Annotated in this window: 22 protein-coding genes; 10 read left to right on the forward strand and 12 right to left on the reverse strand. The window is 51.4% G+C overall.

Translation table 11 applies throughout. From position 1 onward, the window contains the following. Nucleotides 1-104: 104 nt before the first annotated feature. On the reverse strand, nt 105-1,376 hold the full coding sequence (locus tag ACYU87_RS08925; protein WP_461133714.1) for a dicarboxylate/amino acid:cation symporter: 1,272 nt from the start codon (nt 1,374-1,376) through the stop codon (nt 105-107). 78 nt (nt 1,377-1,454) lie between these two features. Then, entirely contained in the window at nt 1,455-1,982 is a 528-nt protein-coding gene (locus ACYU87_RS08930) for an acyl-CoA thioesterase (RefSeq protein WP_461133715.1), read from the reverse strand. 155 nt (nt 1,983-2,137) lie between these two features. Here ACYU87_RS08930 and ACYU87_RS08935 point away from each other — a divergent pair, with 155 nt between their 5' ends. Together ACYU87_RS08935 and ACYU87_RS08940 are read left to right on the forward strand one after the other, a co-directional pair. Further along, the gene (locus ACYU87_RS08935) at nt 2,138-2,587 is read left to right on the forward strand and encodes a DUF2147 domain-containing protein (protein WP_461133716.1); all 450 of its coding nucleotides are present in this window, start codon (nt 2,138-2,140) and stop codon (nt 2,585-2,587) included. Nucleotides 2,588-2,706: 119 nt separating this feature from the next. Beyond that, the gene (locus ACYU87_RS08940) at nt 2,707-2,892 is read left to right on the forward strand and encodes a CsbD family protein (RefSeq protein ID WP_461133717.1); all 186 of its coding nucleotides are present in this window, start codon (nt 2,707-2,709) and stop codon (nt 2,890-2,892) included. A 73-nt stretch (nt 2,893-2,965) separates the two neighbouring features. Here ACYU87_RS08940 and ACYU87_RS08945 read toward each other — a convergent pair whose 3' ends face one another. After that, on the reverse strand, nt 2,966-4,309 hold the full coding sequence (locus ACYU87_RS08945; protein ID WP_461133718.1) for a Gfo/Idh/MocA family protein: 1,344 nt from the start codon (nt 4,307-4,309) through the stop codon (nt 2,966-2,968). A gap of 30 nt (nt 4,310-4,339) precedes the next feature. After that, complete coding sequence (locus tag ACYU87_RS08950) at nt 4,340-5,203, reverse strand: sugar phosphate isomerase/epimerase family protein (protein ID WP_461133719.1); 864 nt, start codon at nt 5,201-5,203, stop codon at nt 4,340-4,342. A gap of 246 nt (nt 5,204-5,449) precedes the next feature. On the opposite strand from ACYU87_RS08950, the gene ACYU87_RS08955 reads away from it, so the two are divergent. The 3 genes from ACYU87_RS08955 (at nt 5,450) to ACYU87_RS08965 (ending at nt 10,887) form a co-directional block, all read left to right on the forward strand. Beyond that, complete coding sequence (locus tag ACYU87_RS08955) at nt 5,450-8,260, forward strand: M16 family metallopeptidase (RefSeq protein WP_461133720.1); 2,811 nt, start codon at nt 5,450-5,452, stop codon at nt 8,258-8,260. Nucleotides 8,261-8,435: 175 nt separating this feature from the next. Beyond that, nucleotides 8,436-9,848 carry a leucine-rich repeat domain-containing protein gene (locus ACYU87_RS08960; RefSeq protein WP_461133721.1) on the forward strand — a complete coding sequence of 471 codons (1,413 nt, stop codon included), beginning with the start codon at nt 8,436-8,438 and terminating at the stop codon, nt 9,846-9,848. A gap of 118 nt (nt 9,849-9,966) precedes the next feature. Then, nucleotides 9,967-10,887, forward strand: coding sequence for an EamA family transporter (locus tag ACYU87_RS08965; RefSeq protein WP_461133722.1), 921 nt, complete (start codon nt 9,967-9,969; stop codon nt 10,885-10,887). Nucleotides 10,888-10,977: 90 nt separating this feature from the next. Here ACYU87_RS08965 and ACYU87_RS08970 read toward each other — a convergent pair whose 3' ends face one another. Then, nucleotides 10,978-11,742, reverse strand: a complete 765-nt coding sequence (locus tag ACYU87_RS08970) for an SDR family NAD(P)-dependent oxidoreductase (RefSeq protein ID WP_461133723.1) — start codon at nt 11,740-11,742, stop codon at nt 10,978-10,980. Nucleotides 11,743-11,744: 2 nt separating this feature from the next. Beyond that, on the reverse strand, nt 11,745-13,451 hold the full coding sequence (locus tag ACYU87_RS08975; RefSeq protein WP_461133724.1) for an IlvD/Edd family dehydratase: 1,707 nt from the start codon (nt 13,449-13,451) through the stop codon (nt 11,745-11,747). 326 nt (nt 13,452-13,777) lie between these two features. Here ACYU87_RS08975 and ACYU87_RS08980 point away from each other — a divergent pair, with 326 nt between their 5' ends. Beyond that, on the forward strand, nt 13,778-14,605 hold the full coding sequence (locus tag ACYU87_RS08980; RefSeq protein WP_461133725.1) for a lytic transglycosylase domain-containing protein: 828 nt from the start codon (nt 13,778-13,780) through the stop codon (nt 14,603-14,605). A 146-nt stretch (nt 14,606-14,751) separates the two neighbouring features. Here ACYU87_RS08980 and ACYU87_RS08985 read toward each other — a convergent pair whose 3' ends face one another. After that, entirely contained in the window at nt 14,752-15,603 is an 852-nt protein-coding gene (locus ACYU87_RS08985; RefSeq protein WP_461133726.1) for a CvfB family protein, read from the reverse strand. A gap of 303 nt (nt 15,604-15,906) precedes the next feature. Between ACYU87_RS08985 and ACYU87_RS08990 the strand changes: the two genes are divergently transcribed. The 3 genes from ACYU87_RS08990 to ACYU87_RS09000 all read left to right on the forward strand — a co-directional run bounded on the left by ACYU87_RS08990 (nt 15,907) and on the right by ACYU87_RS09000 (nt 18,692). Continuing rightward, entirely contained in the window at nt 15,907-16,710 is an 804-nt protein-coding gene (locus ACYU87_RS08990) for an MlaE family ABC transporter permease (RefSeq protein ID WP_461133727.1), read from the forward strand. A gap of 81 nt (nt 16,711-16,791) precedes the next feature. Next, nucleotides 16,792-17,547 (forward strand): ABC transporter ATP-binding protein, encoded by a 756-nt coding sequence (locus tag ACYU87_RS08995; protein ID WP_461133728.1) that lies wholly within the window; start codon nt 16,792-16,794, stop codon nt 17,545-17,547. A gap of 116 nt (nt 17,548-17,663) precedes the next feature. After that, nucleotides 17,664-18,692: an MlaD family protein gene (locus tag ACYU87_RS09000; RefSeq protein ID WP_461133729.1), complete on the forward strand. Its 1,029-nt coding sequence runs from the start codon at nt 17,664-17,666 to the stop codon at nt 18,690-18,692. A gap of 24 nt (nt 18,693-18,716) precedes the next feature. Here ACYU87_RS09000 and murI read toward each other — a convergent pair whose 3' ends face one another. From murI to alaS, 4 genes are all read right to left on the reverse strand, one after another. Continuing rightward, nucleotides 18,717-19,535 (reverse strand): glutamate racemase, encoded by an 819-nt coding sequence (gene murI / locus ACYU87_RS09005; RefSeq protein WP_461133730.1) that lies wholly within the window; start codon nt 19,533-19,535, stop codon nt 18,717-18,719. Then, a complete protein-coding gene (locus tag ACYU87_RS09010; RefSeq protein ID WP_461133731.1) occupies nt 19,532-19,882 on the reverse strand; it encodes a type II toxin-antitoxin system death-on-curing family toxin in 351 nt (116 codons plus the stop codon). The genes murI and ACYU87_RS09010 overlap by 4 nt, the downstream gene beginning before the upstream one ends. Nucleotides 19,883-19,897: 15 nt before the next feature. Beyond that, entirely contained in the window at nt 19,898-20,092 is a 195-nt protein-coding gene (locus ACYU87_RS09015; RefSeq protein ID WP_461133732.1) for a hypothetical protein, read from the reverse strand. Nucleotides 20,093-20,190: 98 nt separating this feature from the next. After that, complete coding sequence (alaS, locus tag ACYU87_RS09020) at nt 20,191-22,884, reverse strand: alanine--tRNA ligase (protein ID WP_461133733.1); 2,694 nt, start codon at nt 22,882-22,884, stop codon at nt 20,191-20,193. 147 nt (nt 22,885-23,031) lie between these two features. Between alaS and ACYU87_RS09025 the strand changes: the two genes are divergently transcribed. Then, the gene (locus ACYU87_RS09025; RefSeq protein ID WP_461133734.1) at nt 23,032-23,424 is read left to right on the forward strand and encodes a MerR family transcriptional regulator; all 393 of its coding nucleotides are present in this window, start codon (nt 23,032-23,034) and stop codon (nt 23,422-23,424) included. Nucleotides 23,425-23,448: 24 nt separating this feature from the next. Here ACYU87_RS09025 and ACYU87_RS09030 read toward each other — a convergent pair whose 3' ends face one another. After that, on the reverse strand, nt 23,449-25,299 hold the full coding sequence (locus tag ACYU87_RS09030) for a cytochrome-c peroxidase (RefSeq protein ID WP_461133735.1): 1,851 nt from the start codon (nt 25,297-25,299) through the stop codon (nt 23,449-23,451). Nucleotides 25,300-25,364 lie beyond the last annotated feature (65 nt).

Here is a 25,364-nt window from a genome sequence, read left to right on the forward strand (position 1 = left end):
GGTTATATACAACGCCAAAGATTGGCTTGGTGCCCTCCGCCATTGTCAAACGAGTTACGTTATTCGGGTACTGCTGCGACGGGTGGCTTTTGTGGCGGCCTGAGCTAGTATTTGTAGTCCGTCAGTGGAGCCTGATCTTCCTGATTAACGATTTTTTCGTACTTCGCCCGATCGAATTCGCCTTCATTGTTGGCAATGAAGATGGTGGCAACGGTATTGCCGATTATGTTCGTGATGGACCGGGCTTCGGACATAAACCGGTCGACGCCCAGCAGCAGCGCCAGCCCTTCTACGGGAATAACTTTGATGGCCGTCAGGGTACTGGCCAAGACAATAAATCCGCTCCCCGTGACCCCGGCGGCTCCTTTGGAGGTTACCATCAGAATACCGATAATGGTTAGCTCCTGCCCGATGGTGAGGTCGACGCCGAAAACCTGCGCCAGAAACACGGTGGCCATGACCAGGTAAATGGTTGTTCCGTCGAGGTTGAACGAGTACCCCGCCGGCACCACTAACCCCACTACGGATCGGGAGCAGCCCATCGTTTCCAGCTTGTCCATGATCTGCGGGAGCGCCGACTCGGACGATGAGGTACCCAGTACGATCAGCAGTTCTTCTTTAATAAATTTCAGAACGGTCCACAAGCTGATTTTATAGTACCGAAGAATCAGATTCAGGACAACGAATACGAACAGGAACATGGAGGCATAGACCGTTCCCATCAGTTTGGCCAGCGGCAACAGGGTACTTAATCCGTACTTGCCGATGGTGAAAGCCATACCACCGAACGCGCCAATGGGAGCCAATACCATCACCACGCTCAGGATATTAAAAAACACCTTCGATAATCGTTCAAAGGTGAGAATGAGCGACTTGCCCGTTTCGCCCATGCGGGTGAGGCCGATGCCGAAAAGAACAGAAAAGACGAGAACCTGCAGTATTTCTCCTTCGGCAAACGCCTTGACAGCATTGCTGGGTACAATATGAATGAAGAACTCGGTCCAGTCCATGCCGGCCCCCTGCTCGGCGTACTTACTCACATCGCCGGCTTTAACGGTCGCCGTTTCTACCCCATCGCCGGGGCGGATCAGGTTCGCGAGTAGCAGCCCTATGGCCAGCGCACCCGTTGTTACGATCTCGAAATAAAGCAATGCCTTTCCCCCTACCCGGCCCACCTTTTTGAGGTCACCCATGTTACTGATTCCCAATACAATGGTCAGAAAGATGATGGGCGCGATAACCATCTTGATCAGATTGATGAAGATATCGCCCAGGGGTTTGAGTTTAGCGGCTGTCTCGGGAAAGAAATAGCCCGTCAAAATACCCAGCGTTATGGCTATCAGAACGCGTACCGTGAGGTTATTGAGAAGTTTCATTGGGAGAAAGATACACTGAAAATGGCGAATGTATGCGGGCGGAAGCCATCCTTTCCCGGTACACAGGCTTCTTTTTACTTATACTGAATGCAGTTTCAGCACCTGCTGCTTTATTTCGTGGATGCGATCGTTGAAGTTCAGACTCAGAAAATCGATGTTCGGAACAAGGATTGCGTCGAGCAATTGCTTCACCGGCTCATCATGCGGAATGCGTTTACCCGTAGCGACACTGATGTATTTTGACGTAACCCAGAGCACATTCTTGAGATGGTTTTTGCCATCATCGGTCATGATGTATTCCGTCACCGTTGTGTCTTCATTCACGTAAATCAGCCTCGACAAAATTCGTACCCACTCACTCACCCGCGCCGGCCGGACATAGGCAATTTGATGCTGATACACGACCCAGCTCGTCTTAAGCTCCTGAAACAATTGCCCCGGATTGAAGTCGTATAACTTGGCCACCTGGTCTTCCCGGGCGTTGAAGTAATAATCGAAATACTTGGCGTTATTGAGGTGCTGCAACGGATCGCAGTCCTGAAAGCGAATAATTACCCGCGATTCGGTTTCGGTTGGGTAGCTACGATTGGGGTCACGTTTGAACATAGGGCAGAGACGATTATAGCCCAATGTTAAACAAAAATCCCAGAAATTATGTCAGTCCGGTAAATCCGTTCGGGCTGCCGAACGGTTCAGACAATTTTCGCCCATATTTGCGTTAGTACAAAAAAATCATTGCTTACTTACAAGCTCACTCCATCATGAAACACATTCGTTTTCTGCTGCCGGTACTCTCGTTGTTTTTTGCGCTGACGGCTTTCGCTCCCGCCGACGACTCAGAAGCCGTTGTTGGCACCTGGCTGAATGGCACCAAAAAAGGCCACGTTCAAATCTATAAGCAGGGCGGCACCTATTTTGGTAAACTTGTGTGGCTGGGGCAACCCACCGACCCGACTACCGGAAAGCCCAGAACCGACGAAAAAAACGCCGACGTCTCGAAACGGTCACGTCCGCTCATGAACATGCCCTTAATGTATAACTTCAAGTATGAAGGGGGGAACGTCTGGGGCGACGGAAAGATCTATAATCCCGAAGATGGCAAAGAATATAATTGCAAGATGACGCTGAAAGACCCGAACACCCTCGAGGTTCGTGGTTACGTAGGTATTTCCCTATTCGGCAAAAACCAGACATGGACGCGGATCAAGTAAAATTTGAGGGTATGTTGTACACCAAATGACCTGTTTTTAAAAACAATTTTGTCTCGTCATAGTTCTATTTGGGTAATCAGGGTGATTATAAAACATTCAACGCTATAAACACTACAATCATGAACGAGACAACCATCAAAGGCGGCTGGAACGAATTAAAAGGTAAAATCAAACAAGCCTATGGCGATTTGACCGACGACGACCTCACCTACGCAGAAGGTAAAGAAGACGAAATGTGGGGTAAGCTCCAGCAGAAAACAGGAAAAACAAAAGACGAAATCAACAAGTCAATTGCTGATTTATAGACAACCCAGTCAACAACAGAAAAGCCGAAACGATGACGTTTCGGCTTTTCTGTTGTTGGAGCGATACACCAGTTTAAATTCCTGGCTCCCAGCCTTTTTCATACTGACGAGTCCATAGTTTCATGGCATCAGCGTCGCGGATGTGGCCATTTTTCGAATCGACCGCAAAGGATTTATTGGTTCGGTAGGCAATATTTGCCAAATGGCAGAGCAGGGTACTTCTGGCTCCTTCCTCAATCGTTGAATTTTGTTTGGCTTTCCCCCGAATCGCGTCGAAGAAATTCATGATGTGGAGCGTTGTCATGTCGCCACCACCCCCCAGCGCCGTACCCGACTCCGATCCTTTGGCCTTGCTAGTTTTTATTGCTTTGCCCTCGCGGTTAAAGAGTGTGTAACCATCCCGGTCTACGTAAACGGTGCCGTTGCTCCCGTAAATGATAGTGCCCCGATCAGTACCGTAGGTTTTGTGACCGTTACGGCTTTTCCCATCCCACTTGATGATTTTATCACCCGGAAACCGGAACGTAGCGTCCATCGTGTCATATACAGCCCAACCGTCTTCCGGAAATGACCGTTTAGCCGCTTCCACCGTTACGTATTCAGGAAACTCTACCTGCAGAGCCCAGCGAGCAACATCCAGCTCATGCGTTGCGTTATTGCCCGCTTCGGCAGTGCCATATGCCCAGCCGTACCAGTGCCAGTTATAATCCCAGGTATCGTGTGTGTATGCCGTTCGGGGGGCCGGTCCCTGAAACAAGTCCCAATCGAGGCCGTCGGGAGCCGGTGCTTTTTTAGGAGCCGGCACTTCGCCACGGGCATTGGCATAAAAAGCCACCGCTTTATAAGGCTTGCCGATGACGCCATTGTGAATCTGCCCTATGATGTCGATGGATTCGGGGGCTGACCGTTGCTGATTACCCATCTGGATAATTTTGCCGTATTTCTTCTGGAACTCAACCAGAATTTCGCCTTCGCGGGGATTGTGGCTACAGGGCTTTTCGACATACACATGCTTGCCCGCCAGCACGGCCATCCAGGTACCCGGCGCGTGCCAGTGGTCGGGGGTGGCATTGATCAGCACATCCACGTTTTTGTCGGCAATCACCTTCCGAATATCGTTTTCCAGCTTTGGCGTATAGTTGATGTGCTTCGAGAACTTCTGCACCGCTGCCTCGCGCTGTTTTTTCATCACATCACACAGATACACCAGTTCGACGTTACTTTCTTTTTTGGAAATGGGTTCGTAGTAAGCCGGTAACCGCCGACCGAGACCAGCAATGGCAACGTTCAGCCGTTCGTTTGCCCCAATGATTTTGGCGTAGCTTTTCGCCGACATGCCATTGGCCAGACCACCAACCGTCAGGCCCGCCGTACCCAGAGCGGCTTTTTTAATAAATTCTCTCCTTGAGCTTTCCATTGAATTCGGGTTGACACTGTAGTTCGTCAATTATGACCTTCGTTTACCTTGTTTAGTGGCATCACAGACGCCCTTGAAATACCCGACCGATTCGGCAATGCCCGCCAGCGGATCTTTCATGTCCTTCTCGTATTCGAGACTGCAACAGCCATCGTATTTGACTTTACGGAGCATGGTTACAAAAGCCGGTATATCAATGACCCCGCGCCCCAGCTCGCAGGTGGTCCCCTCTTTGGATGCGGCCGTAACGTTTTTCAGGTGAATATCAAAAATCCGTTTGGCGTACTTCTCCAGATCGGCAATGGGATCATCGCCGTAACGCTTGTCGTGCCCCATATCGAAACAAAGTCCAATTCGAGGGTCCAGATTCTTCACCGCCGTGTGCACCGATTCGGCATTGGGAAACAATTTGATATCCGGTCCGTGGTTGTGAATCGCGTACCGCATGTTAAACTCCTTTACTTTCTTATCAATGTAGGGCAGATCTTCCGGATTGGGAATCCCGATAATCAGGTTAACGCCCACGCGCTTCGCATAGTCGAATCCATTATCGATTTCCTGCTTCGTTTTCATGTAGATCGGTCCCACCGCATAACCGGTTACCCCGGATTGCTTTAGTTTTTCATGAAACGCAGCGATTTCATCGGCTGTACTGGCATAAGGAAGATGAAAATCTTTGATACACAGGTAATGAACGTCCATTTTTTTCATCATCTCGAGCGACGGCTCAAGCTTGAAATTTACGAAACTAAAGCCAGCGATGCCCAGCCTGAATAAATCATCGCTGGCAGCGCTACGCGTTTCTGGTACCGCGGCAAACGGCAGAGCCGGGCTGGCACCGGCCAACGCTACGCAAAGGCTTGTCTTCTTTAAAAAGGATCGTCTTGTGGTCATACGGCCAGAGGGAAAACACGATGGTGGTTCATCCTAAAAAACGATGTTTCCCTTTTTCTACTGTCAGGGGGTAGCAGACGGGTAACAACCGGATAGAGTATACACCCAGCCGCTGAATTTTACGCGTGGCTTTCTTTTTACGCTACCGTTCATCCTAATTTTTGTTAAAGCGCTACAATACCCGTTGTTCTGCAATTCCTTTATTCGTAACTAGACGGCTAGTTTATTGACAACCCAACTAACTGTATGTTTATGAAAAGTAACCTTACCAAAAGGGGTTTGTTGGCCGCTGCCTGGTTCGCCAGTAGCCTGACGCTTTCTTCGGCACAGGACAACAAATCGGCTGCCCTGCCCGAAGGCATCACAAAAGGTGCCTCTGTGGAAGGCATTACGGAATACAACCTGAAGAATGGGATGAAAGTCCTGCTCTTTCCCGATCCATCCAAACCCACCGTCACCGTCAACATTACCTACCTGGTCGGTTCGCGTCACGAGGGACTGGGCGAGACAGGCATGGCTCACTTGCTGGAGCACATGGTTTTCAAAGGATCGACCAAGCACCCCAACATCCCGCAGGAGCTTACCTCACACGGAGCCCGGCCCAACGGTACGACCTGGCTCGACCGCACCAACTACTTCGAGACGTTTGCCGCCACCGACGAGAACCTGAAATGGGCGCTCGATCTCGAATCCGATCGGATGGTCAATTCGTTCATTAAAAAAGAAGACCTCGCTACCGAGTTTTCGGTGGTTCGGAATGAGTTCGAAATGGGCGAGAACTCCCCGCAGAATGTCCTGAATGAGCGCGTGGTTTCATCGGCTTACCTATGGCACAATTACGGCAACTCGACCATTGGCAACCGGACCGACATTGAGAAAGTACCCATCGATAACCTGCAGGCGTTTTATAAAAAGTTCTACCAGCCCGATAACGCCGTTCTGGTCGTGGCCGGTAAGATCGACGAACCTAAAACGCTGGCGATGATCAACCAATACTTCGGGGCTATTCCACGCCCGACTCGGGTGTTGCAGCCTACCTACAGTCAGGAGCCTACCCAGGACGGTGAGCGGATGGTAACGCTCCGGCGCGTGGGCGATACCAAAGTCGTGTCAGCCCTGTACCACATTATGCCCGGCTCCCACCCCGACTACCCAACCATGGACGTGGTGATCGAACTGCTGACCAACGAGCCATCCGGCCGGTTATACAAAGCCCTGGTTGAGAGCAAGAAAGCCTCGCAGCAATACGGCTATTCGTTTACGACCAAAGATCCGGGCTACGTGTATTTCGCGGCTGAACTGTTGAAAGACAAATCACTGGACGACGCCAAAACGGCTCTCCTCGCCACGCTGGATTCCGTAGCGATCAAAACCCCGTCGAAAGAAGAAATCGACCGTGCCAAAGCCAAACTCCTGAAAGACGTTGAGCTGAGCTTTAAAAACGCCGAGCGTGTAGGACTGGCCATGAGCGAGTACATCGCCACAGGCGACTGGCGGCTGGGTTTTCTCTATCGTGATGCCCTCGAAAAAGTAGCACCCGCCGACGTAAAACGCGTGGCCAGTTACTACTTCAAGCCATCTAACCGGACCGTTGGCGTTTTCATTCCTGAGCAAGCCCCCGACCGGGTGGATGTGCCCCTGCCGCCCGATATCGCTGCGTTGGTAAAAGATTACAAGGGCCGGGCATTGGTTGCCCAGGGCGAAGCGTTCGACCCATCACCGGCCAATATTGATGGCCGGACCCGCCGTTCCGAACAGCCCAACACCATCGAACTGGCTTTCCTGCCCAAATCGACACGGGGCAACGAAGTAAACGCCCGTATGACCATTCGATATGGTGATCAGAAAAGTTTGATGAACAAGAGTGCCATTTCGGTATTTACGGCCTCGATGCTCGACAAAGGCACCACGACCCGCAACCGTCAGCAGATCAAGGATGAACTCGACAAATTGAAAGCGCAGGTCAACGTATTTGGCGGTGGCAATCAGGTCAACGTAATCATCAAAACGACTAAGGAAAACCTGCCTGCCGTTGTTCGGATTGTGGGCGACATGCTGAAACACCCCGCCTTCGATGCCAATGAGTTTGAGAAACTGAAGCAGGAACAACTGGCGCAGATCGAGTCGCAACGCTCGGAACCACAGTCGATTGCGTTCACCGCTTTCCAGCGGCAAATGAACCCGTATCCGAAGGAAGACATCCGCTACACCTCCACCCCCGATGAAGATGTGGCCGATGTGAAAGCCCTGAAACTAGACGATCTGAAACAGTTCCACAAAGACTTTTATGGCGCCCAAAACGCAACGATGGCCGTTGTCGGCGACTTCGACGAGACGCCCGTTCGGAAAGTCGTGACGGATGAGTTAGGTACCTGGAAAGCGAAGAAGCCATTCAGCCGCCTGGTTTCGATTTATAACGACATTAAGCCAACTCCTCAATCGCTGGAAGCTCCTGATAAGGCCAATGCCTTCATGGTAGCCGGCGTAAACATTCCGCTACGCGATGATGATCCTGATTATCCGGCCCTGGTTCTTGGCAACTACATGCTGGGTGGTGGCTTCCTCAACTCGCGGCTGGCCGTGCGGATTCGTCAGAAAGAGGGCATCAGCTACGGTGTTGGTTCTCAGTTATCGGCCAATCCCCTCGATAAAACGGGTTCGTTCATGACCTACGCCATTTACAATCCGGAGAACGCCGAACGCCTGGAAAAAGCGTTCCGCGAAGAGATGGAAAAAGTGGTGAAAGAAGGGTTCACCGCCGACGAAATCAAGGCCGCCCGTTCGGGCTTGCTACAGTCCCGGATGGTGTCACGAGCGCAGGACCCTTCGTTGGTCGGTACGCTCAATAATTACCTGTACCTGAATCGGACCATGAACTGGGACGCGGACTTCGAAAAGAAAATGGAAAGCCTCACGCCCGAGCAGGTCAATGCCGCGATGAAAAAACACATCGATCCATCGAAAATTTCGATCATCAAAGCGGGTGACTTTGCCAAGGCCGCCAAGAAAGCTACGGATAAGCAACCCGCTTCATCGGTAGGCGGCAGCAAGAACTAGTACCCGAGTACAAGTCTGAACCGGGATTTGGCTGTTTTTTTGATCAACATGAGGCAGGCTTTTATGGAAAGTTTGCACTAAAGTCATCTTAGTCAGAAAAAACAGCGAAACCCCGGTTCTTTTTTAGACCGTTAAACTATATTTATCGTTATTTACCTAAAAAATAAGTTTCGCCATGAAAAAGGTAATTCTGTTTTCATTTTTTGGGTTGCTGTCGCTGCCAGGCTGGGCGCAGGTCGTTATTGAGCCGATGCACACCGTAGCAGATACGAAAGCCCTGTATCGGAGTTACCCAATGGCCGTTGACGCGAACGAACGGGCCACGGTGCGTGATCTAACTTTTCAGAAACTACTGGATGATTACTGGCTCGACTTCAGGCGTTTTCTCAAAAAGAATAACTTCCGGACGGATAGCTCCTTTGTGCTGAATACCGAACTGTTTTTCCGGGCCGACGGGCACGCGGATCGCCTGCATTACCAATATTCGAGATACGCGGGCAGGCCTTCGCTCAAAACGGAGCAAACCTTACTGGCACTTCTATCGACATACCTTACGCAGCGCCCCCTGCCTGTGTCCTCGTCACTCGTTTGGACAACGTTTCGCCTGGGCAGTCAGTTAAGCATTTCGCTTCCTTCGGCCCGCATAACCCCAAAAGGACCCGGCGTTATGGGCGACCTGATCTCCGCGGCCCGTACAACACGACCGGATACGGTCAAAAAGATTGTGTTTACCAATCTGGAACTCGAGCAGGTTCCTGAAGTCATCTACCGCTTTGTCAATGCGGAGGAAATTAGTTTGGGGGCCAATTACCTGACTTCGCTGCCCGCTCGACTGACTGCGCTACCCAGATTGACAAGACTGGATCTGATGTCAAACCGGCTACAGGAGGATAGCGTCTTTTTTACGCGCAATACGGTTGTTAAGGCAATCAATTTACAGAAAAACAACCTCAGCCAGATACCGGTCTCTGTTCAGAAAAACCGTCGGCTGGAAAGCCTTTGGCTGGGCAACAACGACCTGAAAGAACTCAATATCAAGGCAATCAGTAAGCTTCGCCGACTTAATGACCTGAATCTTTACAATGTGGGGCTGACTCAGTTACCCAAAGCCATTGGCCGGATGAAGCATGTTAAAGTGCTGGACTTATATTACAACAACCTGAGTACGTTACCCAGCCAGATTGGCCGGATGAAGCGATTGGAGCAGTTGGCCATTGCCCATAACAAGGTGAGTAACCTTCCGGCTTCCCTGGGAAAGCTACGCCGGTTGACGGTTTTGTTCGCGCATCACAATCGGATCAGCCAACTTCCCGACAAGCTTCAGCGATTGCGGGCGCTTCACGTGCTCGACCTGGGTTACAACTCCATAACCGTTGCCCCACCCGTCTTGAAATCGTTTTCTACGCTGGAAGAACTGGCCTTGAACAACAACGAATTACGTGAATTTCCGACTATGCTTACCCGTTTAAAAAGCCTGAAAAAAGTTTACCTGAGCAGCAATCCTCTCTTTGGCCGGGAAGCCATGGCAAGCCCCTACGCCCCTCAAATCAAGGCGCTGGAAGCCAACCAAACGCAGGTTTTGTATTAACTCAACTAAAACCCTGTCCAGAATTTTTATAATCAAATTCAGAAAAGACGGAAAATAACCTGCAAACGGAGAAAAATACACTATTTCGGTGTTGCTTCCATATCCTTCCGTCTGTTATATGCAAGCCGTTACTTCTCCAGTTTCGACCAGGCCCAATCGTGTTACGCTCTGGGCAAATTTAATCTCTGTTTATATCCTGTGGGGGTCAACGTATCTGTTCATTCATTTTATGACCGAGCGGATGCCTCCTTTATACATGGTTTCGGTTCGGTACCTGATAGCGGGGGCTATTCTGTATAGTTATGCCCGCTTCAGCGGTACGCCAAACCCAACCCTGGCCGAATGGAAATCGTCAGGTATCATCGGAATACTACTGCTGGCGATTGCAAACGGTTGTCTGTCAGTAGGCATTCAGTATATTCCTAGTGGGATGGCTGCGTTGATGGGGGGTCTGTTACCGGTTTACCTGCTGTCACTTAACTGGATTTCGTTTGGCAAAAAACGGCCCAGCAACATGGCGCTGGCTGGGTTAGTCATCGGACTTCTCGGCATTTATTTGCTGGTGAAACCAGACAAACTTCAGGGTACGGGTGGGATCGATGCTAAATTGATTGGCGTCGGGCTGGTGGCTGCCGGTAACTTTGCCTGGGCCATTGGCACGCTGCTTACTCCTCGCCTATCCCTCCCGTCGGGCGCTATTTCGAGTGGTATTCAGATGATTATCGGGGGGCTGGTGTTGATGCCGATCAGTCTGGCCCTGGAGCCCGTTGGCCTTTTCAGTATCTTCGACGCGCCAGGCAAAGCTATCGGCTCTATGATTTACCTGGTCATTTTTGGCAGCATCATTGGCTTCTCATCTTACTCGTGGCTGGCCCGTAATGCCTCTCCACAACTGCTGTCTACCTATGCTTTCGTGAACCCCGTTGTGGCTATGCTATTGGGCACAACGTTCGCGGGCGAGATCTTCTCTAGCCAGTCGTTTGTCGGAGCCGCCATCGCCATCATCGGCGTCGTGCTGATTACTATTGGGAGAAAATAAAGAGTGAAAGAATGAATGAGTGAAAGAGCGGACGCGTCAGCCCACTCTTTCACTCATTCATTCTTTCACTCTTTATTTTTCACTCTTTGTCTATTCCGGTGGAGGACTGATGCTCGTCCAGCCACCATCCACAACCAGGCTCTGTCCCGTGATGTGCCGGGATGCGGGCGAAATCAGAAATAAAGCAGCATTGGCAATATCGTCAACGGTTGCCGGTCGGCCCATTGGCGTAATGCGCGACCAGATTGGAACGTAGGATGGATCATCCAGTGTCCGTTCAGTGAGGGTAGCACCCGGCGCAATTGCGTTTACGGTGATGCCCAGGGGTGAAAAATCAATCACCAATTGCTTGGCCAGCATCTCCAGGCCCGCTTTGGTCATGCTGTATACAGGCAGGCCGGGGTGCGCCTGGTGCCCCACCACCGACGACATGAACAATACACTACCCCCCTTACCCTGACGGCGCATCTGACCAGCAGCCATCTGCGCCAGAAAGAAGCTTCCCCGTAAATTCAGATTCACGATTTTCGCAAACGAGTCGGGTGTAGTCGTGAAAATATCGCCAAAAATGGTGATTCCTGCGTTGGCAATGGCAATGTCCAGTGAGCCGAACAGACGAACGGCCGTGTCGACCATCTCCTGAATGAACAGCACGTCTGAGGCATCGCCCGGCAACGCGTGGCACATTCCACCCTCCTGCTGAATCTGGTTGGCTGCCTGCTGGGCCAGGTTTTCATCAAAATCGTTGAGCAATACAGCAGCACCCTGCCGGGCCAGTGAGCGGGCTATGGCAAACCCAATTCCCTGACCAGCGCCCGTAATCAATACGGTTTGATTCTCGAACGTCGCTGCCATACTTAATGAGAATCCCGCTTTACTTCACTGCCGGACCCGCCCCGCAGAAAATCAAAATCCGCCCCTTCGTGCGCCTGGGTGACGTGCCGGATGTAGAGGTTCACGTACCCCCGGCTGTAGCCTAAATCGAGCGGTTTAAAATGAACGAGCCGCCCGGCCAGTTCCTGGTCCGACACGTGCAGGTGGAGACTTCGCTGCTCAACGTCCAGCGTAATCAGGTCGCCATTTTGCACCAGCGCCAGGTTACCGCCCACAGCCGATTCGGGGGATACGTGCAGCACAACCGTCCCGAAACCGGTACCGCTCATTCGACCATCCGAAATGCGAACCATATCGTGCACGCCTTGTTCCAGAATTTTGGCCGGCAACTGCATGTTTCCCACTTCGGGCATTCCCGGATATCCTCTCGGCCCCACATTTTTCAGAACCAGCACGCAGGTTGGATCAACGTCCAGGTTCGGATCATCGATCCGGGTTTTGTAATCATCAATGTCTTCGAACACGACCGCCCGACCCGTATGCTGCATCAGGTGGGGTGAAGCGGCCGACGGCTTTAATACGGCCCCGTTCGGGCAGAGATTACCCCGTAACACCGCTACGCCCGACTCAGGCTTAAACGGTTGTTCGATGGAAGCAATCACGGCCGGATCGTAACAGCGGGCATCGGCACAATTGTCGCCAATCGAGTACCCATTCACGGTCATAGCGTCGTTGTTGAGCACATCACGCAGTTCGCGAATAATGGCGGGTAGACCACCGGCATAAAATAAATCTTCCACGAAATGCTCGCCGGATGGTTGTAAATTAGCCAGCAACGGGATTTTGGCGGATAGTGTATCGAAATCATCCAAAGATAAATCGACACCCACCCGTCCGGCAATGGCCGTCAGGTGCAGAATAAAGTTCGTTGAACCACCCAGGGCCGCATTGACCATGATGGCATTTTCGAAGGCTTTCCGGGTCAGAAGCTGCGACGGCTTAATCCCCTCTTTCACCAGTTCTACCATCCGAACACCCGTCATGTGGGCCAGAACTTTCCGGCGCGAATCGGCAGCAGGTATTGTGGCATTATCGGGCAGCGACAACCCCAGCGACTCCACCATAGCCGCCATGGTACTGGCCGTGCCCATTACGGCACAATGCCCCTGGCTACGGGCCATGCTCGCTTCGGCGGCCACAAATTCGGCCTGGCTCATCTCACCCATTTTATAGGATTCGGCAAAGCGCCAGAGATCGCTCGTGCCGATTTTACGCCCCTGGAAGCGCCCGGCCAGCATCGGCCCGCCCGACACGACCATGGTTGGAATATCGACACTACACGCCCCCATCACCAGCGACGGCGTCGTTTTGTCGCAGCCGCACATGAGAATGACTCCATCGATTGAGTTGCCCCGAATGCTTTCTTCGACATCCATGCTGGCCAGGTTACGAAAGAGCATGGCGGTGGGTTTGATCTGGCACTCGCCCAGCGACATAACCGGAAACTCCAGTGGAAAACCGCCCGCTTCCCAGACACCCCGCTTAATGGCTTCGGCCAGTTCCCGGAAGTGGGCATTACAGGGAGTCAACTCCGACCACGTATTGCAAATACCGATTACGGGCTTCCCTTCAAATTCGTGGTGCGGGAAGCCCTGATTTTTCATCCAGGCACGATAAATAAAGCCGTCTTTTCCGGTGCGGCCAAACCAATCTCGGGAGCGTAATGGCATTTGAATGGACTGTTAACTACAGGTGGTAAAGTGCAGAAGTAGCCTTTTTTTACTGTTAAAAACAAATCGAACCAGCAGATAAATCTGTGTCTGAGGAGCAAATCGCATGCATTGCAACCCTGGCAGAAGACGGATGGAATCAACACTGGCTAATGCCTTGATAGTCAGCTTAATTCAATCAAGATCGTTGAGTCTTCGGTTATTTATATGAAGGAATACTGTATACTATATTGATTATCAAGGCACTGAATTAGTCATCCTGCCGTTATAAACGAAGTACCATCCTGATTTAAGTTTTGTTCAAACGCGTTGGATTTCCTTTTTTGATGGCTTTTATTCGTCCGGCCGTCACCGTTGCTGCCAAACTAATTGCCCCGGGCATCGGCTCCTCGGCAATTCCCAATCTTCACCCCGCCAGAACCGGCGCAGTAACCCAGTCTGATGCGACAGCCCTGCTAAATCGTCGCTCTGACGTATCGGCTATCCATCAACCCTTATCAGCGAATTCGCCCGAGCTTCCCCTGCTTGATGTTGATTTCTGTGGCGAGTGTTTACCACTGGATCAACTTGATGTCGTTGACCGCTGGAAACATGTTTTTACGCTTTTCCGCACCCACGCCAGCGACCTGGGCAACCTCCGGCAAAGGGCCGATACATTCTTCCCGATCATTGATCCGATTCTGGAGAAATACGACATCCCCGACGATTTTCGCTATATTCCGCTGGCCGAAAGTGCCTTGCAGCCGAAAGCTGTTTCGCGGGCGGGCGCTGCCGGATACTGGCAACTGATGCCGGGTACAGCGCGGGCGCTGGGACTTAAGGTAGGTGGCCGAATCGACGAGCGATTCAATGTACTAAAAGCAACCGAAGCTGCCTGCAAATACCTGAGAACGTTGTATACACAGCTTGGTTCGTGGTCGTTGGTCGCAGCGGCTTACAACGCCGGGCCGGGTTACGTGAAGAACCAGTTGAAGCAGGACGATCACCGTGACTATTACCGGATGAAGCTTCCGCGAGAAACCCGTTATTACCTTTACCGGGTCCTGCTTTATAAAGAAATGATGTCGCGCCCCGACGATTACTCCTCTTTTCTGTCGCCAGCTATACAAACCGCGTATCACCCATTTGGCCACGCTGGTGCTTCGCTGGTTTGAGGTGTTGCCTGTGTTTCCCTTGGTTCGTGTCTTTACCAACCCAGGGAAACACAGGCAGCGCTGGCTGGCACAAGAGGGATTCGTGAAAACACGAACCATGGAAAAGTTGAGGCCCAAACAGTTGGAGTCTGTTTTAAAGCCTAATTTCAGACCAGCCGGATTCCGTTTTCTTCGATAACGATTTTTCGTTCCCGGTACAGCGTGCCGATCGCTTTCTTGAATGTCTTTTTGCTCATTTCCAGGGCAGCATAAATGGCTTCGGGAGACGTGCTGTCGGTGAGGGGCAGGAACCCGTTTTCAGCTTTGAGGGTAGCCAGAATGCGACGGGCGTTGGGCTCGACATTTTCGAAACCGGCTCGTTGCAGGCTCACGTCTACCCGCCCATCGTCGCGGATGTGTTTGATATAGCCAATGAGCGGGTCGCCGGGACGGACCGTACGGAAAATTTCGTTTGCGTACACCAACCCCCGGTATCGGTTGTTGATAATGACGTTGACGCCCAAATCTGTCATTTCATAGGCCAGCAGTTGCACCTCTTCTCCCACAAATAAGTCGCCGACGTCCGGATCCAGAAAGCGATTTACTTTGCTCGATGCTACCAGCCGATTGGTTGTTTCGTCCAGATACATAAACACCACATACCAGTTGCCAACTTCCATTGGCCAGGCCTGCTCACGGTGTGGCACCAACAGGTCTTTTTCGAGCCCCCAATCCAGAAAGGCACCAGCTGAGGTAACCGATACCGCCTGTAGTGCGGCAAACTCATTACGCTGAATGGCGGGCGTTAAGGTGGTAGCAATGGGGCGATCTTCCGAATCCGTGTAGACGAATACGTCAATATCATCGTCAACGGCGAGCGTGTCCGGTACGTATTTGTTAGGCAGCAGTATATCATTACTAAAATCCTGCGATTTCCGGTCAGTCAGGTCGCCCAGAAAAAAGCCAACAGTAGTTTGGCGAAGGGCTGTCAGGGTATTTATTCGTCCAATATCAATCATAATCAGGGAGCTGACCCGCGCAAAAACGGTGTAGCCGGGTTACTGAGGCACAAAGGTCGTTTTTTTATACCGACCTTACGCTTATTTTTACCGACAGGTTTTGTGAACCAGTAACTCTTCGGGGTGTGTCTGGTTGCTATTCGGCTAATTTTTCTACTTTTAGTCGATCTTCGGGTTATCTAGTGAGTACACAATGAGCGCAATCGCATATTCCCTCTCTCAAAATAAACCCTAATCACCAAAATCAGTTATTAACGTATATCCGGCAGGGCACATCCAGTCGGCTTTCTCTTCAGTGTTTGAATGCAGTCTGATACTCCTAAATCTACTGATCGGCCCGTTATAACCCGGCGGCTTGATTCCTTTTTTCTGGGTCTGGCAGATGTGGCCTCTTTTATCGGTCGCTTCTTCCGGGAAGCGGTCATACCACCCTACGAGTTCAAAGAAGTTGTCCGGCAGTGTTATGAGGTAGGGTTTCGTTCCCTGCTGCTGATCTCGACAACCGGTTTCATTACGGGTATCGTCTTCACGAACCAGTCGCGCCCTTCCCTTTCCGAGTTTGGCGCTACGTCCTGGCTTCCTTCGCTTATTGCCATTGCTATTGTCCGGGCGCTGGGTCCGCTGGTCACGGCGTTGATTGCGGCCGGCAAGGTAGGATCGAGTATTGGTGCCGAGCTTGGTTCCATGAACGTAACGGAACAGATCGACGCTATGGAAGTATCGGGCACTGACCCCTTTAAATTTCTGGTTGTCAGCCGGGTACTGGCTACGTCGTTTACCATTCCTCTGTTAACGATGTACACCATTTTTGTCGGGCTGCTTGGCGCCTACATAAACGTCAACCAGAACGAACAAACCAGCTTCATATCCTTTATGCAGGAAGTGTTTGGTGCCATTACGTACCTCGATATTTTTGCGTCCATCACGAAATCAACCGTGTTCGGGTTTACCATCGGCATGGTTGGCTGCTACAAGGGGTATCACTCATCGAAGGGCACCGAAGGCGTTGGCAAAGCCGCTAACTCCGCCGTTGTCACATCCATGTTTTTAGTATTCATCGAAGAACTTCTATCGTTACAGATTATAGGAGCGCTGCGCGGAAATTGACCTAAAAGGTGACCAGGTGAATGAGTTCGCAAGGCGGTGCCCGCTTGCTTTTCCATCCGTCGATCTTTCGTTTTTTACATTATGACACCATCTACGGAAGCCGTTATTCAGATCAAAGGCCTGTACAAGTCCTTTGGCGATTTGCATGTCTTGAGGGGAGTTGATCTGGAAGTAAACCGGGGCGAAAACGTCGCGGTGTTGGGCCGATCGGGTACGGGTAAATCCGTGTTGATCAAACTGATCATCGGCATGCTGAAGCCCGACGCCGGCAGCGTGGTTGTGCTGGGACAGGAGGTGGAGTCGCTGCGGGGCCGGGAACTGGACGAGTTTCGGCAAAAAGTAGGCTTTTCATTCCAGAGCAGCGCGCTATACGACAGCATGAGTATCCGGGAAAACCTGGAATTTCCCCTCGTGCGTAACATCCGTAACCTGGGCCGGGCCGATATTGACAAAGCTGTCGAAAAAGCACTCGATGATGTGGGCCTGTCACAAACGATCAACCAGATGCCATCCGAACTATCCGGTGGTCAGCGGAAGCGCATTGGCATTGCCCGAACGCTGATTCTGCAACCCGAGATCATGTTATATGACGAGCCGACATCAGGGCTTGACCCTATCACGAGTATCGAGATCAACAACCTGATCAACGAGGTGCGTGAACGATTCAAGGCAACGTCTATTGTCATTACGCACGATCTGACCTGCGCGAAAACCACCGGCGATCGGGTGGCCATGCTGCTGGACGGCAAGTTTGAACGTGTTGGCCCGTTCGATGACGTATTTGCGGACCCCGACGAGCGCATTCAGCAGTTTTACAATTACAAGTTTGTGGATTAAACAGAATAACTCGTTTCCGGTTTTCAGTGTGTGGTTTGTAGTATACTGGATGCTACACCTATCCGTAAACGTAACTTATGCTCGCTACTAAAAACCAAGAACTATAAACCATCATTATGAGTACTGAATCGAACAAACGCTCCGTTGTTGTCGGCATTTTTGTCCTGGTGGGCATTGCCATATTCGTTGCCGGGGTGTTTGTATTGGGTGGACAACAAAAACGATTTACGAAGAGCATCAAAATCATGGCCGTTTTCAAAGACGTAGCCGGTTTAAAAGTCGGCAATAACGTCTGGTTTTCGGGGGTCAAGATCGGTAACGTCAAGCGAATCAGTTTCTACGGAAACGCGCAGGTCGAAGTCGACATGAGTATTGAACAAAGCTCGCAGCAGTATATCCGCAAAAATGCCGATGCTACCATTAGTTCTGACGGGCTGATTGGCAACAAAATCGTTGTCATTACGGGCGGAACCACCAGCCATCCTGAAGTAGAAGATGGCGATCGACTCAAAACGTCGGAAGCCCTTAGTTCTGATCAGATCATGGAAACCTTACAGGAAAATAACAACAACCTGCTCAAGGTTACCAACGACTTTAAAGAACTGGTTGGTAATTTAAGACGCGGTAAGGGAACCGTGGGAGCTGTATTAACCGATTCCATTGTGGCCGATAATTTCAAACGGGCGATGAAAAATCTGGAACGTGCCTCCGACAACACCGTAAAAATAACGGGTTCGGTTTCGTCGTTTGCCGCCAAACTAAACACGAAAGGTACGCTCGCCAACGAATTAGTGACAGATACCACCGTGTTTCGCCGGTTGAGCCGGTCCGCATCGCAGCTTGAAAAAGCGGCTGGTGCGGCAAACCAAACGGTCGGGACACTCAGCCAGACCTCGACCAACCTCAACCGGGCTTCCGAGAAACTAAATAATACCAACAGCCCGCTGGGTGTATTGCTCACCGATCAGGAAACAGCCACGAACCTTCGCACAACGCTGCGTAACCTCAGCCAGGGAACCGTGCTGCTTAATCAGGATTTGAAAGCCGCGCAAAGCAACTTCCTCCTGCGTGGATTTTTCAAGAAGCAAGCTAAAGAAGCCGCTAAACAAAAAGCGGACAGCACGGCTGCTGCCAAACCAGAGTAGTGCGGGCTGCATGGGCGATCCGCATTATAGAGTCAAATGGTCTGACCGAACGGATTGCCCGTAGAAGATAGTAGCCTGCCGGTCAAAGTCCTCGGTGGAGTCGGTGGTAAGAAAAATTCGTTGACCTTGTTTACTGCATTGCGCTTCTATTTCCGGGTGGCGAGCCAGATAGTCGGCCAGGCTCTGGGAAACAATCCCACCCTGACTCAGGATTGTCGTGCTCGATGGAGCATATTGCTGAATCTTGCGGAGCAGCAATGGGTAATGGGTACAGGCCAGCAGGATCGTATCAATAGCTGGCGACTGTTGGAGTAGCCGACCAATATGCTGCTGAACGAAGTAGTCCGCTCCGGGGCTATCGTACTCCCCATTCTCGACCAGTGGTACCCACATGGGACAGGCCTCCTGAAAAACGGCCGCGCCGGGAAAGAATTTCTCGATTTCGACCCGATACGATTCTGATGTAACGGTGCCGCGGGTAGCCAGTACCCCGATGTTGCCGGTTTTGGAATAATTGCCAATCACTTCCGTCGTGGGCCGAATCACCCCCAGCACCCGCCGATCGGGTGCCAGTACAGGCAAATCAAGCTGCTGAATGTTGCGCAACGCTTTGGCAGACGCCGTATTGCAGGCTAGAATCACCAGCCGACACCCCCGGTCAAACAAGTGCTGAACGCATTCGAGTGTGTAGTGGTAAACTGTGTCGAACGAACGGGTGCCGTAAGGCGTTCGGGCGTTATCGCCGAGGTAAATGTAGTCGTATTGGGGTAGCGTCTGTACGATCTCCCGCAGAACGGTCAGGCCGCCGTAGCCGGAGTCGAATACACCAATAGGTTGATTCATAACTTACTTATATGCTGACTTACCCACTGGGTAAAGCTTTCTCGTGTTTGAGCGCCATCAGCAACCTGTAGAATAATTTGCTCCTGCTCGTCTATACTGGCTGAAATCTCAAATCCATTTAAAACCAGCAGTGCTTCCATCACAGCGTGGCCGATCCGCTTGTTTCCATCAACAAATGGATGATTGCATATCAACAGATAACCCGTCATTGCTGCTTTATCGACTAGCGTTGGATAAAGATCGTGTCCGTCGAAAGTAGCAAAAGGTTGAACCAAAGCTGACTCAACGATTTCACTGTTTCGAACGCCCAAGCTTCCTCCAGACTGCTCAATGATGCGCTCGTGCAATTTAAAATCGTACCCTTAAGCCAATCGCTTATAGAGCAACTTATTTTTGGCAAGGACGTAGTCAATGGCCTGTTCCTGAACAGAAGACGTGGCCACTAACGATTCAATAGCCTGTGTCAAAAGTTCGTCAACCGTAAGGTTTACCGATTCAGCCTTTACTTGTAAAGCTGATAATTGTTGATCAGGAAGTGTTAGTTGTAGCGTTGCCATGAGTTATCTATTTGAGATTGATTTACCTCGAACTCTGAACCGGCATAATAAATCAATATTGATCTCTTACACCGGTTCAACGCATTATTAACAAAAAATTATCCCAGCAACGCTTTTCCCTGCGCCAGGGCGGCATCCAGTCCCGACGAATCCGAACCACCGGCTGTAGCGAAGAACGGCTGACCACCGCCCCCACCTTTGATGTTTTTGGCCAGTTCTTTCACCACCTGGCCCGCGTTCAATTTCTTATCCTGAATCAGCGAGTCGGGTAGCATGACAGCCAGTTGCGGCTTACCATTAATATCAGCACCCAGCACAACAGCCAGATTGTCTACTTTGGCTTTCAGGTCATACGCCAGTTGCTTGAGCGCATCGGCGTTGGGAACCTCTACGCGCTCCACGAGCACCAGGTGCCCGTTGGAAGCCGTCACTTTATCAAGCAGGCTGTTTTTAATCTGCTGAATCTTCTCGTTCTGCAAGGCTTCGACTTGTTTTTGCAATGCGGTCCGCTCGTCCAGCAACGATTGAACGGCTTTGACAACGTCTTTGGGTGCCTTGAGCAATTCTTTCAATTCCGAAACAACGGCCATTTGCTCGTTCACCAGCGTTTCAGCGCCCGCCGAGGTCTTAGCTTCGACCCGCCGGATTCCGGTGGATACGGAGCCCTCACCCGTAAATTTAAACAGGCCGATATGGCCCGTTGCCGGAACGTGCGTACCGCCACACAGTTCAACCGAGTAGCCTGGTTCAAAGGTAATTACGCGAACAAAATCGCCGTACTTTTCACCAAATAAAGCGGTGGCACCCAATTCTCTGGCTTCCGCGATGGGGACGTTCCGCTTCTCATCGAGTTTGATGTCCTCGCGAATCTTCTCATTTACAATCCGTTCCACTTCCGCCAGTTGTTCATCCGTCACTTTGCTGAAGTGCGAGAAGTCGAAACGAAGCGCATCGGGACCCACATACGATCCTTTCTGCGCTACGTGCGTGCCCAGCACATCGCGCAGAGCCGCGTGAAGCAGGTGCGTGGCCGAGTGGTTGCTGCTGGTCAAACCACGCCGGGTAGTATCAACTTTTGCATGAACACTAATTGCCGTCCAATCCTCGTTGAACCACTTCTCTATTCTACTATCGTCACTAATAAGAACCGCCAAATCGTTTTCTTTGACGGTATTTATTATTCTTACTTGTTGATCAATAATTTCAACTGGTTCGGTTACCTCCCCTCTGATTCTTACTGAAGTAACTTCAAGTATCCCAGTATCCCCTACTTGTCCACCTGATTCCGCATAAAATGGATTGTCGCTTAATACTATTTGGTAACGAACACCCTCTTTGCCTTCAGTTTTTCTTAGTTTTCTGATGAATGAATAGGATTGCGTATCGTCGTAACCCACAAACCTATAATCATCAGTGTAGGTATACTCCAACCAATCCCCGGCCGATGACGTAGCGTCTTTCCGGGAACGGGTTTTCTGTTCCTGAAGGGCTTTTTGAAAACCGGCTTCATCAATCGTCAGGCCTTTTTCGCGGGCAATTAAAGCTGTTAAATCAGCTGGAAAGCCAAAGGTATCGTTTAGTTCGAATACGGTTTCACCGGGAATTTCCGTCGTTCCTTTTCCATTGAGATCACCAATGATTTGATCCAGTCGGCCCAAACCCGTTCCGAGCGTCCGCAGAAACGACACTTCTTCTTCCCGAATAACCGTGGCGACAAAATCCCGCTGGGCATTGAGTTCGGGGAACACGTCGGCAAACTGCGCAGCCAGCGTTGGCACGAGTTTGGTCATGAACGGCTCGGTCAGGTTCAGGTACGAATAGCCGTAGCGGATGGCCCGACGCAGAATTCGCCGGATCACGTAACCCGCTTTAGCATTCGAGGGCACCAGCCCGTCGGCAATGGCGAAGGATACAGCCCGGATGTGATCGGCAATGACGCGCATCGCCACGTCCGACTTGTCCATCGTGCCGCCGTATGATTTGCCCGACAGTTCTTCGATTACATTGATCGTACCCGAAAACACATCGGTGTCGTAGTTAGACCGTTTGCCCTGAATGGCCATGCACAACCGCTCGAAGCCCATCCCCGTATCGACGTGGCGGGCAGGCAGCGGCTCCAGCGACCCATCGGCTTTGCGGTTAAACTGCATGAATACGAGGTTCCAGATCTCAACAACCTGCGGGTGGTCGGCATTGACAAGTTCCTTCCCCGACTGCTGGGCAATCTCGTCGGGCGACCGCAAATCGACGTGAATTTCGGAGCAGGGACCGCAGGGGCCGGTATCGCCCATCTCCCAGAAATTGTCTTTCTTGTTACCGTAAATGATCCGGTCTTCGCCGACAATAGGTTTCCACAGATCAAACGCTTCCTGATCGAAGGGGACATTGTCTTTCTGGTCGCCCTCGAAAACGGATACGTACAGCCGGTCTTTAGGCAGTTTATACACCTCCGTCAGCAGCTCCCACGCCCAGGTAATGGCTTCTTTCTTGAAGTAATCCCCGAATGACCAGTTACCAAGCATTTCGAACATGGTATGGTGGTAGGTATCAAAGCCAACATCTTCCAGGTCATTGTGTTTCCCCGACACGCGCAGACACTTTTGCGTATCGGCTACCCGTTTGGACGGGGGCGTGCCGTTACCCAGAAAAAAGTCTTTGAACTGCGCCATCCCCGAGTTGTTGAACATCAGCGTCGGGTCGTTTTTAGCGACGAGCGGAGCCGAGGCCACAATCAGGTGTTGCTTGGACTGGAAGAAGTCGAGAAAATGCCGACGTATTTCGTGGGAAGTCATAGTAAAATTGTAAAGCAAGCGAGTCATACGACATAAGTCGGGCGGGAGCGATACGTACGCGCTCGTAAAAGGCTCGTATTTATGCGTAACCGGGGCAAATTTACGGCAAAACTTGCGTTTATTCAGACAGCTTTCCAAGTTTGCAGTATGGAAAACGGGGGGAAGTTGTACTACGGTATAAAAGAAGTGGCGGAGATGTTTGGCATTAACCCCTCCAAACTACGGTATTACGAGCAGGAATTTCCGACGTTTCAGCCCAAGAAAAACCGCTCTGGTGGCCGGGTGTACACCCAGGCCGATATCGACCACCTGCAAGAGATTTTGGGTTTAATCAACGACAAAGGCTATACGTTGCCCGGTGCCCGCGAGTACCTCAAAACCCGCGACGCCAACCGGCGCGAACACGCCGTTTACATCAACAAACTGAAGAAGATAAAGGCCGGACTGGAGCGGATGCGGGCAAGCCTGAACAGACCCGTTGAGCCGGAACCCGAGCCCGACCAGGACGAGTCGGAGGATAGCCTAGCAGTTACTGAATGATCTTTGGGGCGCTTCTCCCCTCGCCTACAATACCTCCATAAAGGCTACCAGTGCTTTCTTTTCCGACTTCGTAAGGTTTAGTTTGTCGAATGGCAATGTTTGGTTGGGTAGGTTGAAGCCCAACCCATTCCCTCCGCCTTTACTGTAGAAATCAACGACTTCATCGAGGGTACGAAACACGCCATTATGCATATAAGGGGCCGTTTTCGACACATGACGAACAGTGGGCGTTTTAAAGGCGTAGCGGTGCGGCTCCCGGTTGGTCAGCACGAATTTACCGACGTCGGCATCGACTTGTTTACCCGCAACGGTAGCGGGTGTCCCCAGCACTTCGCTTTCCGTCTCCTGATAGGCTGGTGGAACCGTACCGTTGAATAGCGGAAAGAAATGGCAGGTGGCGCATTTTGCTTTGCCCATGAACAGGTTGAAACCCTGTTTTTCTTCGGCAGTCAGTGCGGCTGTCTGCCCGCGAAAATAGGTATCCAGCCGGGAGTCGAGACTGGTCAGCGAACGAATGTAGCTGGCGATCGCATTTTTAAGCGTCTGCTCTGTGATGCCGTCTTTGTATGATTTGGCGAATAAGGTCCGGTATTCCGCGTTCTGGCGCAGAGCCTTAACCGTTTTCGGAAGCGAGCCGTGCATTTCCTGCTCATTCTGAATCACATCACCCGCCTGATCTTCCAGAAAAACCACCCGTGAATCGGCAAATTGAACAGCCTGAAAAGCCGCATTGACCAGCGTAGGAGCATTACGGAGTGTCCGGTGAACGGTGCTTTGACGTCCGTTATCCTCTACGGCGAGACTTTTAACTTCGCCATCGGTAAACGCCTTGCCGGGCTGATGGCAGCTGGCACAGGTTCGGTTACCGTTTCCCGATAAGACCGGGTTAACGAACAATTTCTCTCCCAACGCCACCCGATCCGGCGTTGGCCGTTGCTCATCGAGGTTCACGAAGTAGCCGGGATTGAATACGCCCGAATCCGTCAGCGTTCGGGCGGTGGTGGACAGTAGTCTGTTTTCGATGAAGACGGGAATGGACAGGGCCTTCTGGGCATCCAGCAACAGGCTACTCAGCACGTTGGCTTGCTGGCTGATAAAACCAAGCCGGTCGAAGGAATCGAAACTACGGGCAGCGCGCAAGGTATTTATGGCGCTGGCAAACGCCTGATCGAGTCGTTGGGCCAGTTCGGCATCCTGCCCGGCCAGCTCGTAACAGGCCACCTGCTGCTGCATTCGTTCGAGTGCGCTGGCGGCTTCGGGAAGCGAGTAAAAGGCAATGGGCGAGTCGAAACCGGTGATACTTAGTGAGATAATCCGGAATACCTCAAGCCGCATGGCATCGAATACATGGCTATCCGTCAACTCATTATTTTCGGAGATTTTACGCAACCGGTTCACGTTCGAGCGAATGATAGCGGCCTGCTGGACGGCTTCAGTTCGATTCGCGGGATCGAGAGCAGGAAACAAAAGCTCTTCCAGTACCTGAAACCCTTCGGGCGCATTGACGCGCAGATCGTCGTCAACATCCGGAATATTTGGCCCGTTGAGGGAGCGGGTTGTCTCTGGATTGTAATAGGCCGTCAGAAATTCGGTTCGTTTAAAGGCCAGTCGCGCCCGCCGGAAAGCTGTTTGTATCTCCCGATCTGATCGATTGGTGCTGATCACTTGCTGCAACTGGCTCACCGCGCTGTCGAGGTCGGTTACATCCTCCATAAACGCCAGCTTCACCGCCTGAGCGGGTTTTGGTTTCGGCCCGATCACGAACCCGTAAACAGCACACAAAAACAGCAGGCCCGCGATCAGCACAACGAGCCACCAAAGGCTTACTCGAAAAGTGGGCGGAGTAACGATTGCCGACGGTTGTTCCAGAAGCATGATTATTTTATCAGTAGATAAGGAATAGCAAAATCGCCTGACCAAAGCAGAACTACGGTCAGGCG

The organism is Spirosoma lituiforme, from assembly GCF_054776635.1.